The organism is Nocardia rhizosphaerihabitans, assembly GCF_014646295.1.
Taxonomy (GTDB): Bacteria; Actinomycetota; Actinomycetes; order Mycobacteriales; family Mycobacteriaceae; genus Nocardia; species Nocardia rhizosphaerihabitans.
The window spans coordinates 520,736-537,090 of the sequence record NZ_BMNE01000002.1 but is presented as its reverse complement, the minus strand read 5'-3'; the positions used below and the strand labels follow the sequence as shown (position 1 = coordinate 537,090).

The 16,355-nt window shown below is 69.2% G+C and carries 13 protein-coding genes; 4 read left to right on the top strand and 9 right to left on the bottom strand.

Going from position 1 to position 16,355, the window contains the following annotated elements:
* Nucleotides 1-7 precede the first annotated feature (7 nt).
* Entirely contained in the window at nucleotides 8-898 is an 891-nt protein-coding gene (gene rsmI / locus IEY60_RS08850; RefSeq protein ID WP_189025963.1) for a 16S rRNA (cytidine(1402)-2'-O)-methyltransferase, read from the top strand.
* Between the two features lie 26 nt (nucleotides 899-924).
* Here rsmI and IEY60_RS08845 read toward each other — a convergent pair whose 3' ends face one another.
* The 6 genes from IEY60_RS08845 to IEY60_RS08820 form a co-directional block, all read right to left on the bottom strand.
* Nucleotides 925-2,052 carry a glycosyltransferase gene (locus IEY60_RS08845; RefSeq protein WP_189025961.1) on the bottom strand — a complete coding sequence of 376 codons (1,128 nt, stop codon included), beginning with the start codon at nucleotides 2,050-2,052 and terminating at the stop codon, nucleotides 925-927.
* 78 nt (nucleotides 2,053-2,130) lie between these two features.
* A complete protein-coding gene (locus tag IEY60_RS08840) occupies nucleotides 2,131-3,114 on the bottom strand; it encodes a GAF domain-containing protein (RefSeq protein WP_189025959.1) in 984 nt (327 codons plus the stop codon).
* 8 nt (nucleotides 3,115-3,122) lie between these two features.
* Entirely contained in the window at nucleotides 3,123-4,940 is a 1,818-nt protein-coding gene (locus IEY60_RS08835) for a putative bifunctional diguanylate cyclase/phosphodiesterase (protein WP_229739754.1), read from the bottom strand.
* 68 nt (nucleotides 4,941-5,008) lie between these two features.
* Nucleotides 5,009-7,156 (bottom strand): Rv1355c family protein, encoded by a 2,148-nt coding sequence (locus IEY60_RS08830; protein ID WP_189025957.1) that lies wholly within the window; start codon nucleotides 7,154-7,156, stop codon nucleotides 5,009-5,011.
* Between the two features lie 309 nt (nucleotides 7,157-7,465).
* Entirely contained in the window at nucleotides 7,466-7,906 is a 441-nt protein-coding gene (locus IEY60_RS08825) for an AraC family transcriptional regulator (RefSeq protein ID WP_189025955.1), read from the bottom strand.
* The gene (locus tag IEY60_RS08820) at nucleotides 7,903-8,346 is read right to left on the bottom strand and encodes a GyrI-like domain-containing protein (RefSeq protein ID WP_189025953.1); all 444 of its coding nucleotides are present in this window, start codon (nucleotides 8,344-8,346) and stop codon (nucleotides 7,903-7,905) included. Before IEY60_RS08820 ends, IEY60_RS08825 begins: the two co-directional genes overlap by 4 nt.
* Before the next feature lie 164 nt (nucleotides 8,347-8,510).
* Here IEY60_RS08820 and IEY60_RS08815 point away from each other — a divergent pair, with 164 nt between their 5' ends.
* Nucleotides 8,511-10,772, top strand: a complete 2,262-nt coding sequence (locus IEY60_RS08815) for a glycosyltransferase family protein (protein ID WP_229739657.1) — start codon at nucleotides 8,511-8,513, stop codon at nucleotides 10,770-10,772.
* A 2-nt stretch (nucleotides 10,773-10,774) separates the two neighbouring features.
* On the opposite strand, the gene IEY60_RS08810 is transcribed toward IEY60_RS08815, so the two are convergent.
* Nucleotides 10,775-11,704, bottom strand: a complete 930-nt coding sequence (locus IEY60_RS08810; protein ID WP_229739656.1) for an alpha/beta hydrolase — start codon at nucleotides 11,702-11,704, stop codon at nucleotides 10,775-10,777.
* Between the two features lie 355 nt (nucleotides 11,705-12,059).
* Between IEY60_RS08810 and IEY60_RS08805 the strand changes: the two genes are divergently transcribed.
* Nucleotides 12,060-13,526 (top strand): MDR family MFS transporter, encoded by a 1,467-nt coding sequence (locus IEY60_RS08805; protein WP_229739655.1) that lies wholly within the window; start codon nucleotides 12,060-12,062, stop codon nucleotides 13,524-13,526.
* 64 nt (nucleotides 13,527-13,590) lie between these two features.
* On the opposite strand, the gene IEY60_RS08800 is transcribed toward IEY60_RS08805, so the two are convergent.
* The gene (locus IEY60_RS08800) at nucleotides 13,591-14,196 is read right to left on the bottom strand and encodes a DUF8020 domain-containing protein (RefSeq protein WP_189025947.1); all 606 of its coding nucleotides are present in this window, start codon (nucleotides 14,194-14,196) and stop codon (nucleotides 13,591-13,593) included.
* 243 nt (nucleotides 14,197-14,439) lie between these two features.
* Here IEY60_RS08800 and lppU point away from each other — a divergent pair, with 243 nt between their 5' ends.
* Complete coding sequence (gene lppU / locus IEY60_RS08795; protein ID WP_189025945.1) at nucleotides 14,440-15,090, top strand: LppU family putative lipoprotein; 651 nt, start codon at nucleotides 14,440-14,442, stop codon at nucleotides 15,088-15,090.
* A gap of 30 nt (nucleotides 15,091-15,120) precedes the next feature.
* On the opposite strand, the gene IEY60_RS08790 is transcribed toward lppU, so the two are convergent.
* The gene (locus IEY60_RS08790; RefSeq protein WP_189025943.1) at nucleotides 15,121-16,338 is read right to left on the bottom strand and encodes a cytochrome P450; all 1,218 of its coding nucleotides are present in this window, start codon (nucleotides 16,336-16,338) and stop codon (nucleotides 15,121-15,123) included.
* Nucleotides 16,339-16,355 lie beyond the last annotated feature (17 nt).

Below are 16,355 nucleotides of genomic sequence, written 5' to 3'. Positions count from 1 at the left end.
ACACCGCATGCAAGCCCCGCCGCCGCACTCGCTCGGTACGGCCAAAATACCGGAGAGGCTGGACAACACTGTGTTGGTCTTAGCGGCTACACCGATGGGCGACATCGGGGACGCGTCCCAGCGACTGCGCGACGCGCTCGGCTCGGCCGATGTGGTCGCGGCCGAGGACACCCGCCGCACCAAGGCGCTGGCGAAGGCACTCGGCGTGGAGATCACCGGCCGGATCGTCAGCTTCTACGACCATGTCGAGACGGCCCGTATCCCCGCCCTGCTCGACGACATCGCGAGCGGCCTCACCGTGCTCCTGGTGACCGACGCGGGCATGCCCTCGGTCAGCGATCCCGGCTATCGGCTGGTCGCCGCCGCCGTCGAACGCGACCTCCCGGTGACCTGTCTGCCCGGTCCGTCCGCGGTCACCACCGCCCTCGCTCTGTCCGGCCTGCCGGTCGAACGCTTCTGTTTCGACGGTTTCGCCCCGCGCAAGGGCGGCCAGCGCCGGGAGTGGCTGCGCACCTTGGCTTCCGAACAACGCGCCTGTGTCTTCTTCGAAGCCCCGCATCGCCTCGCCGACTGCCTCGCCGACGCCGTCACGGTCCTCGGCCCCGACCGCCGCGCCGCCGTCTGCCGCGAACTCACCAAGACCTACGAGGAAGTCGTCCGGGGCACCCTCGCCGAACTCGCCGCCTGGTCCGTCGAGGGCGCCCGGGGCGAGATCACCGTGGTCCTCGAAGGCGCCCAGCCGGTTTCGGCCGACCCGGCCGACCTGGTCACCGAAGTGGAAACACTCGTCGCGGGCGGCATGCGCCTCAAGGACGCCTGCGCCGAAGTCTCCGCAGGCCGCGGCGCCTCCCGCAAGGACCTGTACGAAGCAGTCCTGGCCGCCCGTTCCGCCGAGTAGTCGTCACCCGCGGGCGGGTCCGCTGCTCACCGGTCGAGGACCGCGAGCATGCCCGCTACCGCTCGGGGCCAGGTGAATTGTTCGGCGCGGGTGCGGGCGGCTTTGCGGCGGCCGGTGGTCGGCATGGCGAGGACGTCGGTGACGGCTCTGGCGAAGGCTCGGGGGCGGTCGGCGGCGATGGCGCCGCATTCGGCGGTGACGATGTCGGCGAGGGCCGAGGAGCGGCTGGCGACGACGGGGGTGCCCGCGGCCAGGGCTTCCAGGGCGGCGAGGCCGAAGGTTTCGTGGGGTCCGGGAGCCAGTGAGACATCGGCGGTGGCAAGGAGTTTCGCGACCATCGCGCGATCGCTGATGAATCCGGTGAAGTGGACGGACGGTTCGCCGCCGGGGAGGGCGGGCATGGTGCGAGCGCGGCGTTCGAGCGACTCGCGGCGTGGGCCGTCGCCCGCGACGACCAGCCGGGCGGGGACACCGGCGCGGTGCAGGGCGCCGACCGCTTCGATGCTGCGGTCGACCCGCTTCTCCACCGACAGCCTGCCGCAGTGCACCAGCATCGGATACCCGGCGACGCCGAGGTCAGCGCGCAGCCGGTGGTCACGGCGGCGCGGGCTGAACAGGTCGAGGTCGACGCCCAGCGGCACCAGTTCCACATTGGGTGCGCCGATCCGCTGGAATTCCTCGCGGGCGAAGTCGGTCGTGCACACGACCATGTCGTAGTCGTCGGCGGTGCGCCGGTTGGCCACGTCGGCGAAGCGGCGGGCGGCGGGCCCTGGCAGGAACTGGCCGAGCAGGCGGTCGAGCCGTTCGTGCGAGATCATCACGCTCGCGACCCCGCGTCGCCGGGCCCAGCGCCCGAAACCGCGCAGGGTGAGCCGATCGGAGACCTCGAGCACGTCGGGCCGCAGGCCGCCGAGCACATCGGCCACCCGCCGCGGATCGGCCGCGCGGTAACCACCGGTGCACGGAATCGCCAGCGCGGGCAAGGTGATTCGCAACGCGCCGGTGGGCAGCACTTCCTCGCTGCGCCGCGGCCCCGGCACGATCAGCACCACCTCGTGACCTGCCGCGACATAGCCCTCGCCGAGGTGGTGCAAGGCGGTGCGCAGCCCACCCGATCGCGGGCCGTAGAAGTTGGCGAGCTGCACGATGCGCACACCCCGATCGTTCAGCGACGCGGGTGACCCCTGGAACCAGCCCGTGGAACAGCGCGTGAACAGCGGCGAAAGATGCGGCTAACCGGATTCCGGCGCGCCGTCGAACCAGACCCGCAGCAGGCCGTGTCCGGACGCGGCGGTGGCCATCGCGACCAATTCGGCCTGCGCGGTGAGCCACTCGCCGTCGGCGAAGCGCACCCGCAGCGCGAGCCGCCGTGCCGTCCCCGGCTCGCGCGCGACATCGGCGCAGGCGGCGCGCAACGCGGTCAGGTCGTCCGGGTCGACGGCGGGCCGCTCCACCGCCCACCGGTCCAGCGGGGGCAGCGGCTCGGCGGCCCATTCGTAGATGATCGCGCTGGACAGCTCGACCAGGCCGATACCGACCCCGGCGCGCTGCGATACCGCGCGCAAGATGGTCACGTCCGGGTCGGGCACCCCGTTGTGTTCGGGGACGGCGTGCATCAGACCGCTCACCCGGCGCACCCGCGGTGCGGCCCTGGCGACCATCTGGAACCTGCGCACCGCGTCGTCGTCGCCGAGCATGTCGACCTCGCCCTGCCAGTGACCGCCGGGCACGAGCCCGGTGGCCATCGCGAAGTACTCGACCCTGCCGTCGAACCGCACCATCCGGCCGAAGGCGTCCGGCGGGGTGCGGACCACCCGCACCTCGGCCGGATCGCGGGCGAAGATGAGCTCCTCCAAGCCCGGTCCGTGATAGGCGAGTTCGGTGTCGGCTTCCCAGTCCCACGCCGCCACCTGCCGACGCGGCGGCACCGGCGCCGCGGCCGGTCCGGCCCACAGCTGGACACCGTGGATCCCGTCGAACGCGCAACGAATCGGCTCGGCCAGTATCCGCAGGCCGTCGGTCTCTTCCCGCACCGAGGTCTGCTCGGCCCGGCAGCGCCGCACCGCCGCCGCGGCGACACCCACGCGCGCCTGCCCGAGTTTGCGGTGCAGCCACACCGGTCCAGCCCACTGCCTGACCTGCGCGCCTTCCGCGACGACGGTGGGGTCGAGATCCTCGACGAGGGTCTCGATCAGCAGCCACTCCCCGGCAGGCATCGCCGCGATCAGTTCGGCGCCACGCCGCGTCCCGCGCGTGGCAGATCGAGGTCGAGGGGGATGCGCCCTTCCCGTAGCTGCGCCTCGACTTCCTCGGCAGGCATGGGCCTGGCGATGAGGAAGCCCTGCGCGCGATAGCAACCGAGGCCGACCAGCGTCCTGGCCGCCATCGGCGTCTCGACGCCCTCGCCGACCACGCCGAGCCCGAACGAGCCGGCCAGGCCGATGATCGACTTCACGATCGCCAGGTCGTCGTTGCTGTCGCCGAGACGCTGCACGAAACCGCGGTCGATCTTCACGGCGTCGACCGGCAGCGCCTTGAGGTGCGACAGCGAGCTGTAGCCGGTGCCGAAGTCGTCGATGGCGATCTGCACGCCCATCCGCTTGAGCCCGCGCAGGGTGAGCCTGGTCCGCACGAGGTCCTGCACGACGACATGCTCGGTGATCTCGAGGCAGACGGAGCTGCCGTCGATCCCGAACAGGCGCAGGATGTCCTCGATGCGCTCGACGAAATCGGCGCTGACCAGCTGCACCGGCGACACATTGATCCGGATCACCACATTGGCGGCCAGCCCGCGGCGGCGCCAGTCGGCGAATTGCGAGCAGGCCGAACGGATCACCCAGCGGCCGAGTTCACCGGCGAGGTTGGTGGCCTCGGCCACCGAGACGAACGCGCCCGGCGGCAGCAGGCCGCGCGTCGGGTGCTGCCAGCGGACCAGCGCTTCCAGCGCCACGATCCGGCCGGTGCGCAGGTCGACCTCGGGTTGGTAGTGCAGCACCAGCGAGCCGTCGGAGACCGCGCTGCGCAGGTTCAGCTCCACGTCGTCCTGGAGTTCGAATTGCGCGCGCATGGCGTCGGTGAACACCGCGACCCCGTTGCCGCCACCGGATTTCGCCGACAGCAGGGCATGGTCGGCGCGGCGCAGCACGTCCGACACCGAGGTCTCCCCCGGAATACCCAGCGCGACACCGACACTCACGCCGCGGCTGACCGACTCCTGCCCCACCGATACCCGGCGGCCGATGAGCTGCTGAATTCTGGTCGCCTCGAGCTCGGCGGCCACCGCGTCCATCGGCGCGGCGGGGACGATGACGAACTCGTCGCCGCCGAGGCGCGCGATCATGTCGCCGGGCTCGAGGTTCTGTTTGAGCCTGCGCGCCAGCGTGCGGATGAAGTTGTCGCCCGCGCTGTGCCCGAGGAAATCGTTGAGCGCCTTGAGCCGGTCCAGGTCGAGGAAGAAGGTGGCGATCGGGCCTTGTTCGCCCGCGCGCAGCCGCTCCTCCATGTATTCGAGCAGGGCGCGGCGGTTGGCCAGCCCGGTGAGGTCGTCGTGCAGCGCGATGTAGCGCAGCTTCTCCTCGGCGACCACGCGTGCCTGCAGCTGGGCGAAGAGCGCCGCGATCGCCTTGAGGACGTTGAGTTCGCGCTTGGACCAGGCGCGGTCGCCCATCTTCACGAAGCCGAGGACACCGGTCGACTCGCCGCGCGAGACCAGCGGCACGCAGGCCATGGCCACCTCGGGAATGCCCGAGGACTTGCGGATCGTCTCCTGGTAGTCGGCGCTGCCGTGGCCGGGGCGCACGATCAGCGGCTCGGTCGCGTATTCGAGGGCACGGAAGACCGAGTCGGCGTGCTCGAATTCGACCGTGTGCAGCGGGTCGGGATCGGGGACATCGGGCCTGCGCGGCCATTCGGCGACCAGGACGGTCGCGCGCCGCGCCCGGTCGGTATGGCGCAGATAGCTGACGTCGACGTCGAAGTGGTCGACAAGGGAGGCGAGCACCCGCTCGCTCGCCGCCACCATGGTCGTGGCGTCGACACCCATCAACTCGGAGGCGACCTGCGTCACCAGTGAGTCGAGCGTTTGCCGAGGCACGTTGTCTCCGATCCGCGCTATCCGTCGTTCCTACTGCCGGGCACCGGCAACCGTCGACTGCGAACGCTCGCAGCCGCGGCGTAGCTCAGACGAAGAACCAATGCCACGTTCTCATCCTCAGGGAGTCCCAACAGGTCCTGGAAACGCCTCTGAATGCTGGCAAGTGTATCTGTGAACTCGGGAGAAACGATGCGCAAATCCTCGCGTCGGTCGGCATACAGGAACACCGGGGACACCGGCTGCACCGCCAGCCCCAGCAGTTGCGCCCGTAGCCACACTCTTTCCACCGCGGCACCGGCTCTCGCGTAGTCGGCCAAATCAGGGATACCCCCTGCGCGAGGGCGGAAACCGATTGCCACCAGAGCCGAGCTGGCGCGCACCCGGTCGACGGTGGATTCCCCGAGCGCGGCGCCCGCCGACCACTCGCGCAGCCGGTCCATCACATCGGTGCGGCGGCCGACCTGGAGCTTGGCCAGTTCGTCCGGCGCCGGTTCGAGCGTGCGCACGTCGATGCCGGTGCGCAGATCCTCGCCGGGCCAGCGCAATTCGGCGTAGAGCTGCCCGTGCAGCTGGGGTGTGAGATAGCGGACCCGGTCGCTGGCGCCCAGCAGCTCGGCCGCCTCGGCCAGTGCGTCCGCACCGGTGATCGCGTGCACGGTGGCGTCTTCGGCCGCGGCGGCGGTGCCGAGCGCGGGGACGACAGTGCCCGGTAGCGGTGTCGTCGCGCCGAGCCTGCGGTTGGTGTGCCGATCCAGGGCGAGGGGATAGTCGGCGGCCAGATCGGGGTCGGTCCCCTCGCGTAGCCGCAGCCGGGCGAGCAAGGGCACGGCCGGGTCGTCGACGCGCCATTGCGGCTCGCCGAGCAGGCCGTGGGCGGCCGCGGCGGCGCGGGCGTTGTGCACGGCCGCGCCGACCGCGACGGCACTGCCGCGCAGCTCGATGTCCATCGCGGTGGAGCCGGTGGGATCGAGGGCGATCTCGATCAGCCCCGGTTCGCCGCGCAATCGCCACGGCTGCACATTGCCGCCCGATGGCGCGCGCTGGGCGCAGGCCAGGATCGCCGCGACGGGGTCGGCCGGCGGCTCGTCGACGGGCGGCTCGGGCACGGTGCCGATGTCCTCGTCGAGGTAGCCGGGTTCGGCCAGCGAGTCCAGCGCCGCCTCGAGGTCGACGCGGGTCCGGCCGGAGGACAGCTTGGCGCCCAGCCCGATCCGGCGCACGGCCGCGGTCACGATGGCCGCGCCCAGCTGCACGTCGCTGCCCAATTGCGGCCAGGTGGTGATGGTCTCGCCGACCTCGGCCAGGCTGGCGGCCATTCGCGAGGAGAGCTGGCCCGGGTCGAGGATGCGCAGCACATGCGGCGCCTTGGCCTTGGTGTCGAGGTCGGCCAGCTGGGCACCGGTGGTCGCGCCGAGCAGTCCGTGGAAGGGCTCGCGGCCGGGTTCGAGGTCGTAGCGTTCGACGTCGAACAGACCGCGGTCGCTGGTGTCCATGAGCAGCGGGATCCGCCGCCTGCGCGCGGCCTCGCGGACCGCGAATTTGATGTCGAGCGAATCGCATTCCTCGACGACCACCGAAAGCCCGTCGAGGAACTCGTCGACCGTGTCGATCAGCACCCCTGCCTGCCAGATCTCGACCGGCAGATACGGATCGAGTTCGGCGATCCGGCGGGCGGTGACGACGGACTTGTTGACGCCGACGTCGAACAACCCGCCCGGCACCCGGTTCAGATTCGACAGCTCGATGGTGTCGAAGTCGGCCAGCCGCAGCAGTCCGCACGCGCCTTCCAGCGCCAGCGTGTACGCGACCGAATGACCGACGCTCTGCCCGACGACACCGACCGTCAGCTGCGCGAGGCGCTGCTGCTCGGCGCGGGTGAGCTTGTTGCGATTGCGGTCGGTCCGGATCGCCCGGAACGCGGCGGGGCCGAGGATCGCGACGAGGGCGTGGCGCCACGGGTAGTAGACCCACCGTTCCTCGCCCGGATCGAGTCCGGGCGGCGGGCCGGTGAGCTCGGCCAGTTCGGCGCGCATCCCGGCGCGCAGGTCGTATCGGCGGATGCCGGCCGACCCGGCCAGCTGCCGCAAGGTTGCCGCGTCGGCGTGATCGGCCGGATCGAGCACAAGGGGGCGGTAGTCCGCCGTCTGCGGGTCCGGTTCGATCATCGGCGGGTCCGAACCACGAACCGCGCCATCGCGTGCCATCCGGCGCCGCGGTGAACGCGCCGCAACCCCGCGTCGTTGCGCGCTGCTTCGACAGCCATCGTGTTCCTAGCTCCGTGCTACGCGCCCGCGCGCGATCGGCGTCCTACCGATGCCGACTCGTGCAGTATCCGTCATCCGAATGGAATCCACCAGGCGAGTGGCTAATTTTCCGGAAACACCGCGCGGCGGGTGAGGTATTCGCAGGTCAGAACATGTGCTCAGAGTGATGCCGACAAGATCCAGACCAATCGGTTCGAATCTGGCTACTTCTCAGCTATCAGCCGTGATCGAAACGAACAATTCTACGGTGTCCGGGCCGTGCCAGACCTCGATCTCCTCGCGATAGGCGCGCGAGATCTCCGCCGACGCCGTCGCGTCGTCGACCTGGGCCCACACGTCCTCGACCGGATCGTGGTAGTCGCCGTTGGGCGCGAATCGCGCGTAGATGCCCCGGGGCACCCGCACCATGAGATCGCCGACCGGAACCTCGTCGGGGGTCGCGTATTCCCGCGCCACCAGCGCGTTCCAGTTGCCCGCCGGGTCGGGGACATAGACCGTGTGCAGCGGCTCGCTGCCGCCGGGCCGGTCGCGCAGGCGGTCCTTGAGGAACTCGATCAGGTCGCTGTTGCTGACCTTGAAGCTCGGATGGACTCGCGGCACGGCCAGGCCCCCGTAAAGTGCGCTGCCGCGCACGACGATCGTGTAGCTCATCGCGGATCGACCGCCAGATACAGGTCGATCTTGTACGCGTGCGGGTAGCACTCGAAATCGCCGGTGAAGGTGCGCTTGATCTGGTTGTGCTCCTCGGCGTAGGCGATCTGGGTCCACAGATCCGTCATCACCTGCGGAAAGTTACCGACCGAGGAGAAGCGCGCGTAGGTGCCGCGCGGCAGGCGGGCCGCCAGATGTCCACGGGTCACCTGGTCGAGGGAATCGCACTGGTAGCCGACGATCTGGGTGTTGTAGGTGCTCAGCTCACCGGTGTAGTCGGTGTAGGCGCTGGCGAGCGGACCGCCGAGGTCCTGATGCAGGACGGCCGACCACGCGGCTTCGAGATCCCGGTCGCGCAGCTCACCGAGGGCGCGCTTGGGACTGCGGACCGGCAGACCGGCCACCCATGTCTCGTCCCGCTCGACGATTTCGAACTGCATTGATGACTCTCTCGAAGGGTCGGCTCGGTTGCGCCATGCTATCAACTTCGAACCCGACAGCGGGGACACACCGAGTTGTGCTTACCCCAACCTAACCACATCTGAGCTGGACAAACGTCCACCACCACGCCGTGACATCTCCACGTATTGTCCGATTCACGTCTATGCCCTATGCTCCCGCGCTCGTGTGGATACGCGCGGCGCTCGAACCGCGAAAGCAAGTGGCGCAGTGGGCGATCATCGTCGTGATCGCGGTACTGGCCGGCTATCTCGCGGTCTTGCTCGGCGACCCGCGGCACTTCTACACCGACGACACCGAGGCGCAATACGTGCCGATGTGGCAGCTGCTCGGTACCGAACTGCGGGCGGGCCGGTTCCCGGCGATGGTGCCGTGGGAATGGATGGCGGGCAACTACAGCCTCGAGGAGGCCGGGCTCTACAACCCGCCGCAGCTGCTGGTGTATCTGCTCGCGCCCTCGTTCGACAATCTCGCGCTCTACGCCACCGCGGTGAAGCTGGTGTTCTCCGCGATCGCGGCGCTCGGTGTGTTCCGTATCTGCCTGGCCTACGGCGCCCGTGCGCCCTGGGCCGCGGTGGCGGGCGTCGCGTTCCCGTTCAGCGGCTGGTTCCTGTTCTTCGACGAGGCCAGCTGGTTCACCTCGCACACCGGCACCGCCTGGCTCGTGCACGCTTGGGCCTCGGCCGTGCTGTACGCGCGGGGACGCACCGGGCCGATCCCGCTGTTCGTGTTCCTGTACCTGGCCCTGACCATCCAATACGCCTTCCCCGCCGTCGAATCCGGCCTGATGATCGCCGCCGTCGCCGCGGGCGAGTACCTGTACCAGCGCCGGTGGGCGCCGGTGCTGCGGCTGCTCACCGTGTCCGGGCTCGCGGTGCTCGGCGCGATGGTGGCCAACCTGCCGATCCTGCTGTCCTCGCAGGCGACCTGGCGCGGTGACGTCTCCACCATCCACAACGACCCGTTCCTGACCGTGCCGTGGTCGGAATCGCTGAATGCGAGCCTGCCGAGCACGGTGCCCGCGTTCACCGCCTGGTGGGGCCATGTGCAGCCGCTGCCGATGGTCTATATCGCGTGGTTCGTGATCCCGGCGCTGGCCTTCATCGACTGGAAGGCCGCCGTGCGGACCGCCGCCGACTGGAGCGGAATCGCGCTGTTCGCCGTCGCCGCGCTGATGTGGACGGCGGGACCCGGCGCGATCGGTCCGCTGCGCTGGCCCGCCAGGGTGCTGCCGATGCTGGCGATCGCGCTGCTGGTGCTGGTGTGCGTGCTGCTCAGCCGCTACGGCGTGTTCGCCGCGTCCCGGCGGCGGTACGCGGCGGCGGGCGCGCTGATCGGGTTGCTGTTCGTCCGATCGTTCTCCGCCGCACCGAAACTCCTCGAGCGCCATGTGCTCGCGGTGGCCGTGGTGGTCGCGCTGGGCGCCGGTGTCGTCTGGCTGGCGCGCACCCGCGGAATCACCGCCGCGGCCGCGCTGACCATCGTCGCGACGTTCCCCATCGCCTACGCGCAGGTGGCGGCGGCGCCCGCGACACCGATGTCGTACGGGTTCCCCGAACGCCGCTCGGAGATGACGGCCGCGTTCCCCGATTTCGGCGGCCGCACACTGCAATTGGCCGACCGGATCATGGTGCGGGACGAGGAGCGCACCCTCGCGGCGACCTACGGTTCGATCGCGCTCGGCAGCTACGCCAAGAACCTCGGCCTGCAGTACGTCAACGGCTACACCCCTGTCGGGCACGCGGCGTTCGCCGGGTTGCTGTGCATGGCCTGGGACGGTGGCACCTGCCCAGACGCGTATCGCAAGGTGTTCGCGGTCGAGCCGTCGACCGATACTCCCGTCGTCGATCTGATGCGGCTGGATCGTGTTGTCCTGCAACGTGCCCAGCACCCCGACGCGGGCGAGAAGCCGGCTCCGGCCGGCTGGAAGTTCGTCCGCTACCCCGGCCACGAACAGCAGATCTGGGTGCTCGAGCGGGTCAACCCGCTGCCCTCCCCCGGCGACCTCATCGCGCACGAGTCGGGTGTGCACGCGACCGTGATGCCGGAGGCGGGCCTGACCAACCGGGCCACCGTGTCCTCCGGCACCGGCGGCCGGGTCGTGTTGTCCCGCTTGGCCTGGCCGGGTTACACCGCCACGCTCGGCGACCGCGAGATTCCCACCAGGGCGGTCGCGGGCGTCTTCCTCGCCGTCGACATCCCGCCGGGCACCCAGAACGCCCAGCTCACCGTCACCTGGCGGCCGCCGGGTCTGTCGATCAGCCTCACCAGCGCGCTGCTGGCGCTGATCGGCATCGGTGTCCTGCAGTGGTGGTTCCGGCGGGGCAAGCGCGACACCGAGATCGGGCCCGAACCCGTGGCGGCCTCGCCCGCGCCGGTCGAGCAACCGGCCACCGTCGAGGCCTGAGCTCAGGCCCCGATGGCGGCGGCCAGGTGCGGCCAGGCCTCGCGCAGGTCGGCCTCCCACTGGCCCCATGTGTGCGAGCCGGTCGGCCGGTGGACGTAGGTAGCCGGGATACCGAGCTGACCCAGGCGGTTCGCGAAGGCGGCTGTGCACGCCCCGGCGATCGCTTCGACCGGCGGCATGGGCAAACCCCGGTCGAGGCCGCCGGGCAGCCCGGAGGCCGCCGACAGGAAGATCGTCTTGCCCGCGAGCCTGCCCGCGTTGGCGAAGACGTCGTGTTCGCGCCACACCGCGCCGCCGGGGACGCCCCACATGTTGCCCGGGTTGCCGCCGCCGCGGACGGCCTGGGCGCTGGCCATGCCGATGCCGAGCGGGTCCGCCGCCCAGGGGCAGCCGCTGAGCGCGGCGACGGCGTCGAATCGGGAACCGCCGCGGATGGTCAGATCCAGTGCCGAGGACGCGCTCATCGAGACGCCGGCGATGGCATTGCGTCCGCTCGCGCCGAGCGCGCTGTCGATCACGCCGGGCAGTTCGTCGGTCAGGTAGGTCTCCCAGCGCACCCGGCCGACGCCGGGATCGTCGGCGATCCAGTCGGTGTACAGCGTGAACGCGCCGCCGACCGGCATGACCACGTTGACGTTCTTGTCGGCGAAGAACTGCACCACATCGGTGTCGTCCCACCAGGAGATCCCGTCGTCGCCGCCGCCCAAGCCGGTGAGCAGGTACAGCGTGGGCGCCCCCGCACCCGCCGCCTTGATCACCCGGTTCTGGATCACCCGGTCCATCGCGGGAGAGTACACATCGATCCGGGCGGCCGACCCTCCGAGCGGCGCCTCCCCCGCCACGTACACCCCCGGATCGGCCTTCGCCTGGACACCGCCCAGCGAGGCGACAATCGCGCACACCACAGCAAGCCACACTCTCGATGTAGTCACCGATCCGGTATACCCCGCCGACTCGGCCCAAACACTCAGCCACACGCGCCCCGGCGAGTCCTTTCCGGCATCGGTTTCGAGAGTGACCAGGCTCACCATCGACCGGATCGGTGGGCGAGAAGCCCACTCGACCTGCGTGTTTTCGCCATGCGGGTGCGGCGCTCGAGCCGAAAACAAGGTGATTTGTGTCGGTGGTGAGCGGAATACTGGCCCGCGCCCGATGAGTTGGACCGACGGAATCCGTCTTCTCTCTCGTGGTGCCGGGACACAGTCGACTCGGCATCGGGCCACCGCTTGCCCTGCCGACCCCGCTGCTCCTGGAGGTACCCCGATGCCGGCCGAACTATCCCCATCGATGACGAAAGGCCGGACACCGACCGTCATCCGGGTGCTGGTGCTCGCGACCTTCGTGGTCATCCTCAACGAAACCATCATGATCAACGCGATCCCGCGGCTGATGAGCGATCTGCACGTCACCGATGTCGCCGCGCAGTGGGTCTCGACCGCGTTCATGCTGACGATGGCCGCGATCATCCCGACCACCGGCTGGTTCCTGCAGCGGGTCACGACCCGCCAGGCCTATGCGGTCGCGATGGGCGTCTTCATCGCGGGCACCGTGCTCTCGGCGCTCGCGCCGACGTTCGCGGTGCTGCTGATCGGCCGCATCATCCAGGCGGGTGGCACCGCGGTGATGATGCCGCTGCTGATGACCACCCTCATGACCGTCGTGGCCGAGCAGGATCGCGGCCGGGTGATGGGCAACGTCACGCTGGCCATCTCGGTGGCGCCCGCCATGGGCCCGGTCATCTCCGGCCTGATCCTGCAGATCAGCGTCCCGGCGCTCGACTCGTGGCGGTTGCTGTTCGTGGTGATGCTGCCGATCGCCGGTGTGGTCACCTGGCTGGGCCTGCGGCAGCTCGAGAACGTCGGTGAACCGCAGCCCGGTGTGCTCGACATTCCCAGCGTGTTCCTGGCCGCCATCGGCTTCGGTGGCCTCGTGTTCGGTCTGAGCAAGTTCCACAGCGGCAGCTACACCGTCCCGTCGCTGATCGTGGCCGGTGGCGTCGCCCTGATCGCCGCGTTCGCGCTGCGTCAGGTGCAGTTGCAGCGCAACGGCACCCCGCTGCTCGACCTGCGGGTGCTGCTGTCGGGCACCTACGCCAAGGCGCTGGTCCTGATGGCCATCGCGTTCCTGGCGATGATGGGTTCGATGATCCTGCTGCCGCTGTACCTGCAGAATCTGCGGCACCTGAGCCCGCTGGAGACCGGCCTGCTGGTGATGCCGGGTGGTCTGGCGATGGGTCTGCTCGGCCCGACCGTCGGTCGCCTGTTCGACAAGTTCGGCGGTCGCGCGCTGGTGATCCCCGGCTCGATCGGCATCGCCGTCTCGCTGGCGGGCTTCACCCAGATCTCGCTGACCATGCCGTACTGGCAGCTGCTCGGCCTGCACATCCTGCTGATGGTCTCGCTGGCCGGCGCGTTCACCCCGGTGTTCACCCTCGGCCTCGGCGCCCTGCCGATGCACCTGTACTCGCACGGCAGCTCGATGCTGGGCACCCTGCAGCAGGTGGCGGCCGCCTTCGGCACCGCCCTGGTCGTCACGGTCATGTCGGCCCGCAGCACCTCGCTCGTCGCCGACGGCATCGACCAGACCACCGCCACCCTCGACGGCATGCGCCTGGCCTTCCTGGTCTCGGCCGGCCTGGCCCTGATCGTCATCGCGATGGCGATCCTGCTGCCGAACCGCTCCGACAACCCGCACGGTGCGCACGCTCCGGAACAGTCCGACGAACCCGAGTCGCCGGAACTCGTCAAGAGCTGACAACCCCCGCGAAAACTGCCACCCCCGGTCGCGTCCGACGCGACCGGGGGTGGCAGTTTTCGTATCAGGGCTGGCCGCTGACGACCGCCGTCACCGCGTCCATGAACGACTGGCCACCCGTGATGGCGCCACCCGCGATCGCGCCGACCACCAGGCCGACGGGCCCGGTGATGATGCTGAAGAAGCCGAAGCCGAGCACGGTTCCGATCAGCGCGCCGAGCAGTCCGCCGACGACGACGCCGACCACGTTCTGATTGACCTCGGCGGCAAGTCGGCCCATCGAGTTGATGGGCTGCATCTCGCCGATGTTTTGCGCGGTCACTTTTGGGGTAAGGGTGAGTTTCCGGCCGTCGGCGCTGATTTCCTGCGCTACCGCCATGCGACTTTCGGAAACAATGTAAGTCAGCGGTATTTCAGTAATCACGACACCGTTATCCGACTTCAACGACACCTTGCCGCCGTTGTCGGTCAGTTCGAATTTGCCGTGGTCCACGGTGGTCGTGACGACCCTGGAGAAATCGGAGACAACGGTGTGGTAAGCGACGCCATGATCGACGCCGGACGTCGAAATATCGTGATTGTCCTGCGGTTTCGCGTTCACGGTCCCCGCAGCGATGCCAACGGCCGCGACGGCCAGGAGGGTCGCCGGGATCAACGGGCCGAACTTCATACTGACATTTCCTTCTCAGGTACCTCCGGTCGGCGTGACCGAATGGCGAGCAGCTGTACAGCGTCCGAAGCTTGTGGCAGGGAATGGCAATCGGCCAGACCTGGCCGCGCATCGTTGCCGGATCGTGACCTAGTCATTTGACCGAATCCGTTTGGCCGAACAGGTGATTCGACGAGCGCGCGTCACATGGTGTAAGCATTTGCTTGATTCGAGGTGCAACAGTAAAGCTCTGGAGGACTGTCCGTGTCACGCCAACGTGTTCAAGCCGGTTTAGTCCTGACCGTCTTCATCGCTTCAGCCGCTCTGCTCGCGACCGTGGTGATGGTGGCCGCGATCACCCTGACCTCGGACGATATCGCGGGCAGCGGGCATCCGGCCGAGAACGTCAGCGCGGCAGCCGCATCGGGCACGAACATGCCGTCGGCGCCGGTCGAACCTCAGCTACCCGCCCCCGTCGCCACGCTCAGCTCGGCCGCCAAAACGCCGATCGCGATCCAGCTGGCCGTCGGTGACTGCGTGGTGGCCGAGGGTGAGGGCGAGCAGGTCACGGTCGAGAAGACCACCTGCGGCAGTGACCCTTCCAGCTACAAGATCTTCGACAAGGCCCCCATGGGCGGTACCTGCCCGACCGACACCGATCAGACCTACAGCGAGCGGGTGGGTGCGGTCGAGCAGGGTTCGTTGTGCATGGACATCGACTGGGTGGTCGGCGGTTGCCTGGAACTCGGCAAGAAGGAGCCGATGCACATCGACTGCGCCACCGGGGGAACCACCAAGGGCGTGAAGGTGCTGGACGTCAAGCACGGCGTCGCCGATGCCAACCAATGCGAGTCGGGCAATTTCGGATTCGTCTACAACCAGCGCAAATTCGTCGTGTGCGTCACCCAGCTCTGAGGTCCCCCGGCGGCGATGGGTCTCAGGACTCTAGCGGTCCGTCCAGGTGACCGGCAGTTCATGGACGCCGTAGATGTTCATGTCGGCCTTGAGCTTCACGTCGGCCGCGGGAACGGCGAGTTCGAGGGTGGGAAAGCGGCGGAGTAGCCCGGTGAAGCCGGCGCGCATCTCCAGGCGGGCCAGCTGCTGGCCGAGGCAGAGGTGGACGCCGTGGCCGAAGGACACGTGGCCGCGGGCCGTGCGGTGCACGTCGAGGGTGTCGGGGTTGTCGAAGCGCAGGGGGTCGCGGTTGGCGGCCAGCAGCGAGATGACCACGGTCGAGCCCTTGCCGATCGTCTCGCCACAGAGCTCGATGTCTTCGGTGGCGTAGCGATAGAAGATGTCGGCGACCGAGAGGTAGCGCATGAGCTCCTCGACGGCGTTGGGAACCAGCTCCGGGTCGGCGCGCAGTTCGGCCAGCTGCCCGGGGTGCTCGAGCAGCGCGAAGGTGCCGAGCGCGAGCATGTTGGCGGTGGTCTCGTGACCGGCCAGCAGCAGCAGGAAGGCGATGCCGACCAGTTCCTCGATGCCGAGATCCTCGTCGCGGGCGAGGTCGGAGAGGATGTCCTCGCCGGGTTCGGCGCGTTTGCGCATGACCAGGTCGGCCAGGTACGAGGTCATCGCGCCGTACGCGGCCATCTTCTGCTCCAGTTCCTGATCCTTGACCAGGAACTGGGCCGAATTGACCTGGAAGGTCGCCCGGTCCTCGTACGGGACGCCGAGCAGTTCGCAGATCACCAGCGAGGGCACCGGCAGCGCGAACTCCGTGACCAGGTCGACCGGCGGGGTCAGGCGCGCCATCTCGTCCAGCTGCCGCTCGGTGATCTCGATGATGTGGTCTTCGAGCTGCTTCATCCGCTTGACGGTGAAGGCGCCGGTGAGCTTGCGCCGCAACCGGGTGTGATCCGGCGGGTCCATGGCGACGAACAAGCCCGGGATCTGCGGCGACGGCTCGGTCTGCACGGGCATGCCGGGGGTCTCGTACGCCACATGGACGATGCCGAGGTCCTGGCGGGAGCTGAACCGGGTGTCGGCCAGGAGCCTGCGGACCGCCTCGTAGCCGGTGACCACCCAGCCCTCGTGACCGTCGGGGAAGATCAGTGGGCTGACGGGGCGGGCCTCGCGAAGCCGGGTGATCTCGCTGGGCGGATCGAAGGGGCCGGCATCGCGATGCTGCGGAAGGCCGTGCGGGACGGGAAATTCACTCATCGGTTTCTCCTTGTCGA

Bases quoted from the DNA above. Each gene is read 5' to 3' on its own strand.
- IEY60_RS08790 (WP_189025943.1), bottom strand. From the start codon at position 16,338: ATGAGTGAATTTCCCGTCCCGCACGGCCTTCCGCAGCATCGCGATGCC.
- IEY60_RS08815 (WP_229739657.1), top strand. From the start codon at position 8,511: ATGCCCTATGCTCCCGCGCTCGTGTGGATACGCGCGGCGCTCGAACCG.
- IEY60_RS08825 (WP_189025955.1), bottom strand. From the start codon at position 7,906: ATGAGCTACACGATCGTCGTGCGCGGCAGCGCACTTTACGGGGGCCTG.
- IEY60_RS08805 (WP_229739655.1), top strand. From the start codon at position 12,060: ATGACGAAAGGCCGGACACCGACCGTCATCCGGGTGCTGGTGCTCGCG.
- rsmI (WP_189025963.1), top strand. From the start codon at position 8: ATGCAAGCCCCGCCGCCGCACTCGCTCGGTACGGCCAAAATACCGGAG.
- IEY60_RS08820 (WP_189025953.1), bottom strand. From the start codon at position 8,346: ATGCAGTTCGAAATCGTCGAGCGGGACGAGACATGGGTGGCCGGTCTG.
- IEY60_RS08830 (WP_189025957.1), bottom strand. From the start codon at position 7,156: ATGATCGAACCGGACCCGCAGACGGCGGACTACCGCCCCCTTGTGCTC.
- IEY60_RS08840 (WP_189025959.1), bottom strand. From the start codon at position 3,114: ATGCCTGCCGGGGAGTGGCTGCTGATCGAGACCCTCGTCGAGGATCTC.
- IEY60_RS08835 (WP_229739754.1), bottom strand. From the start codon at position 4,940: ATGGGTGTCGACGCCACGACCATGGTGGCGGCGAGCGAGCGGGTGCTC.
- IEY60_RS08800 (WP_189025947.1), bottom strand. From the start codon at position 14,196: ATGAAGTTCGGCCCGTTGATCCCGGCGACCCTCCTGGCCGTCGCGGCC.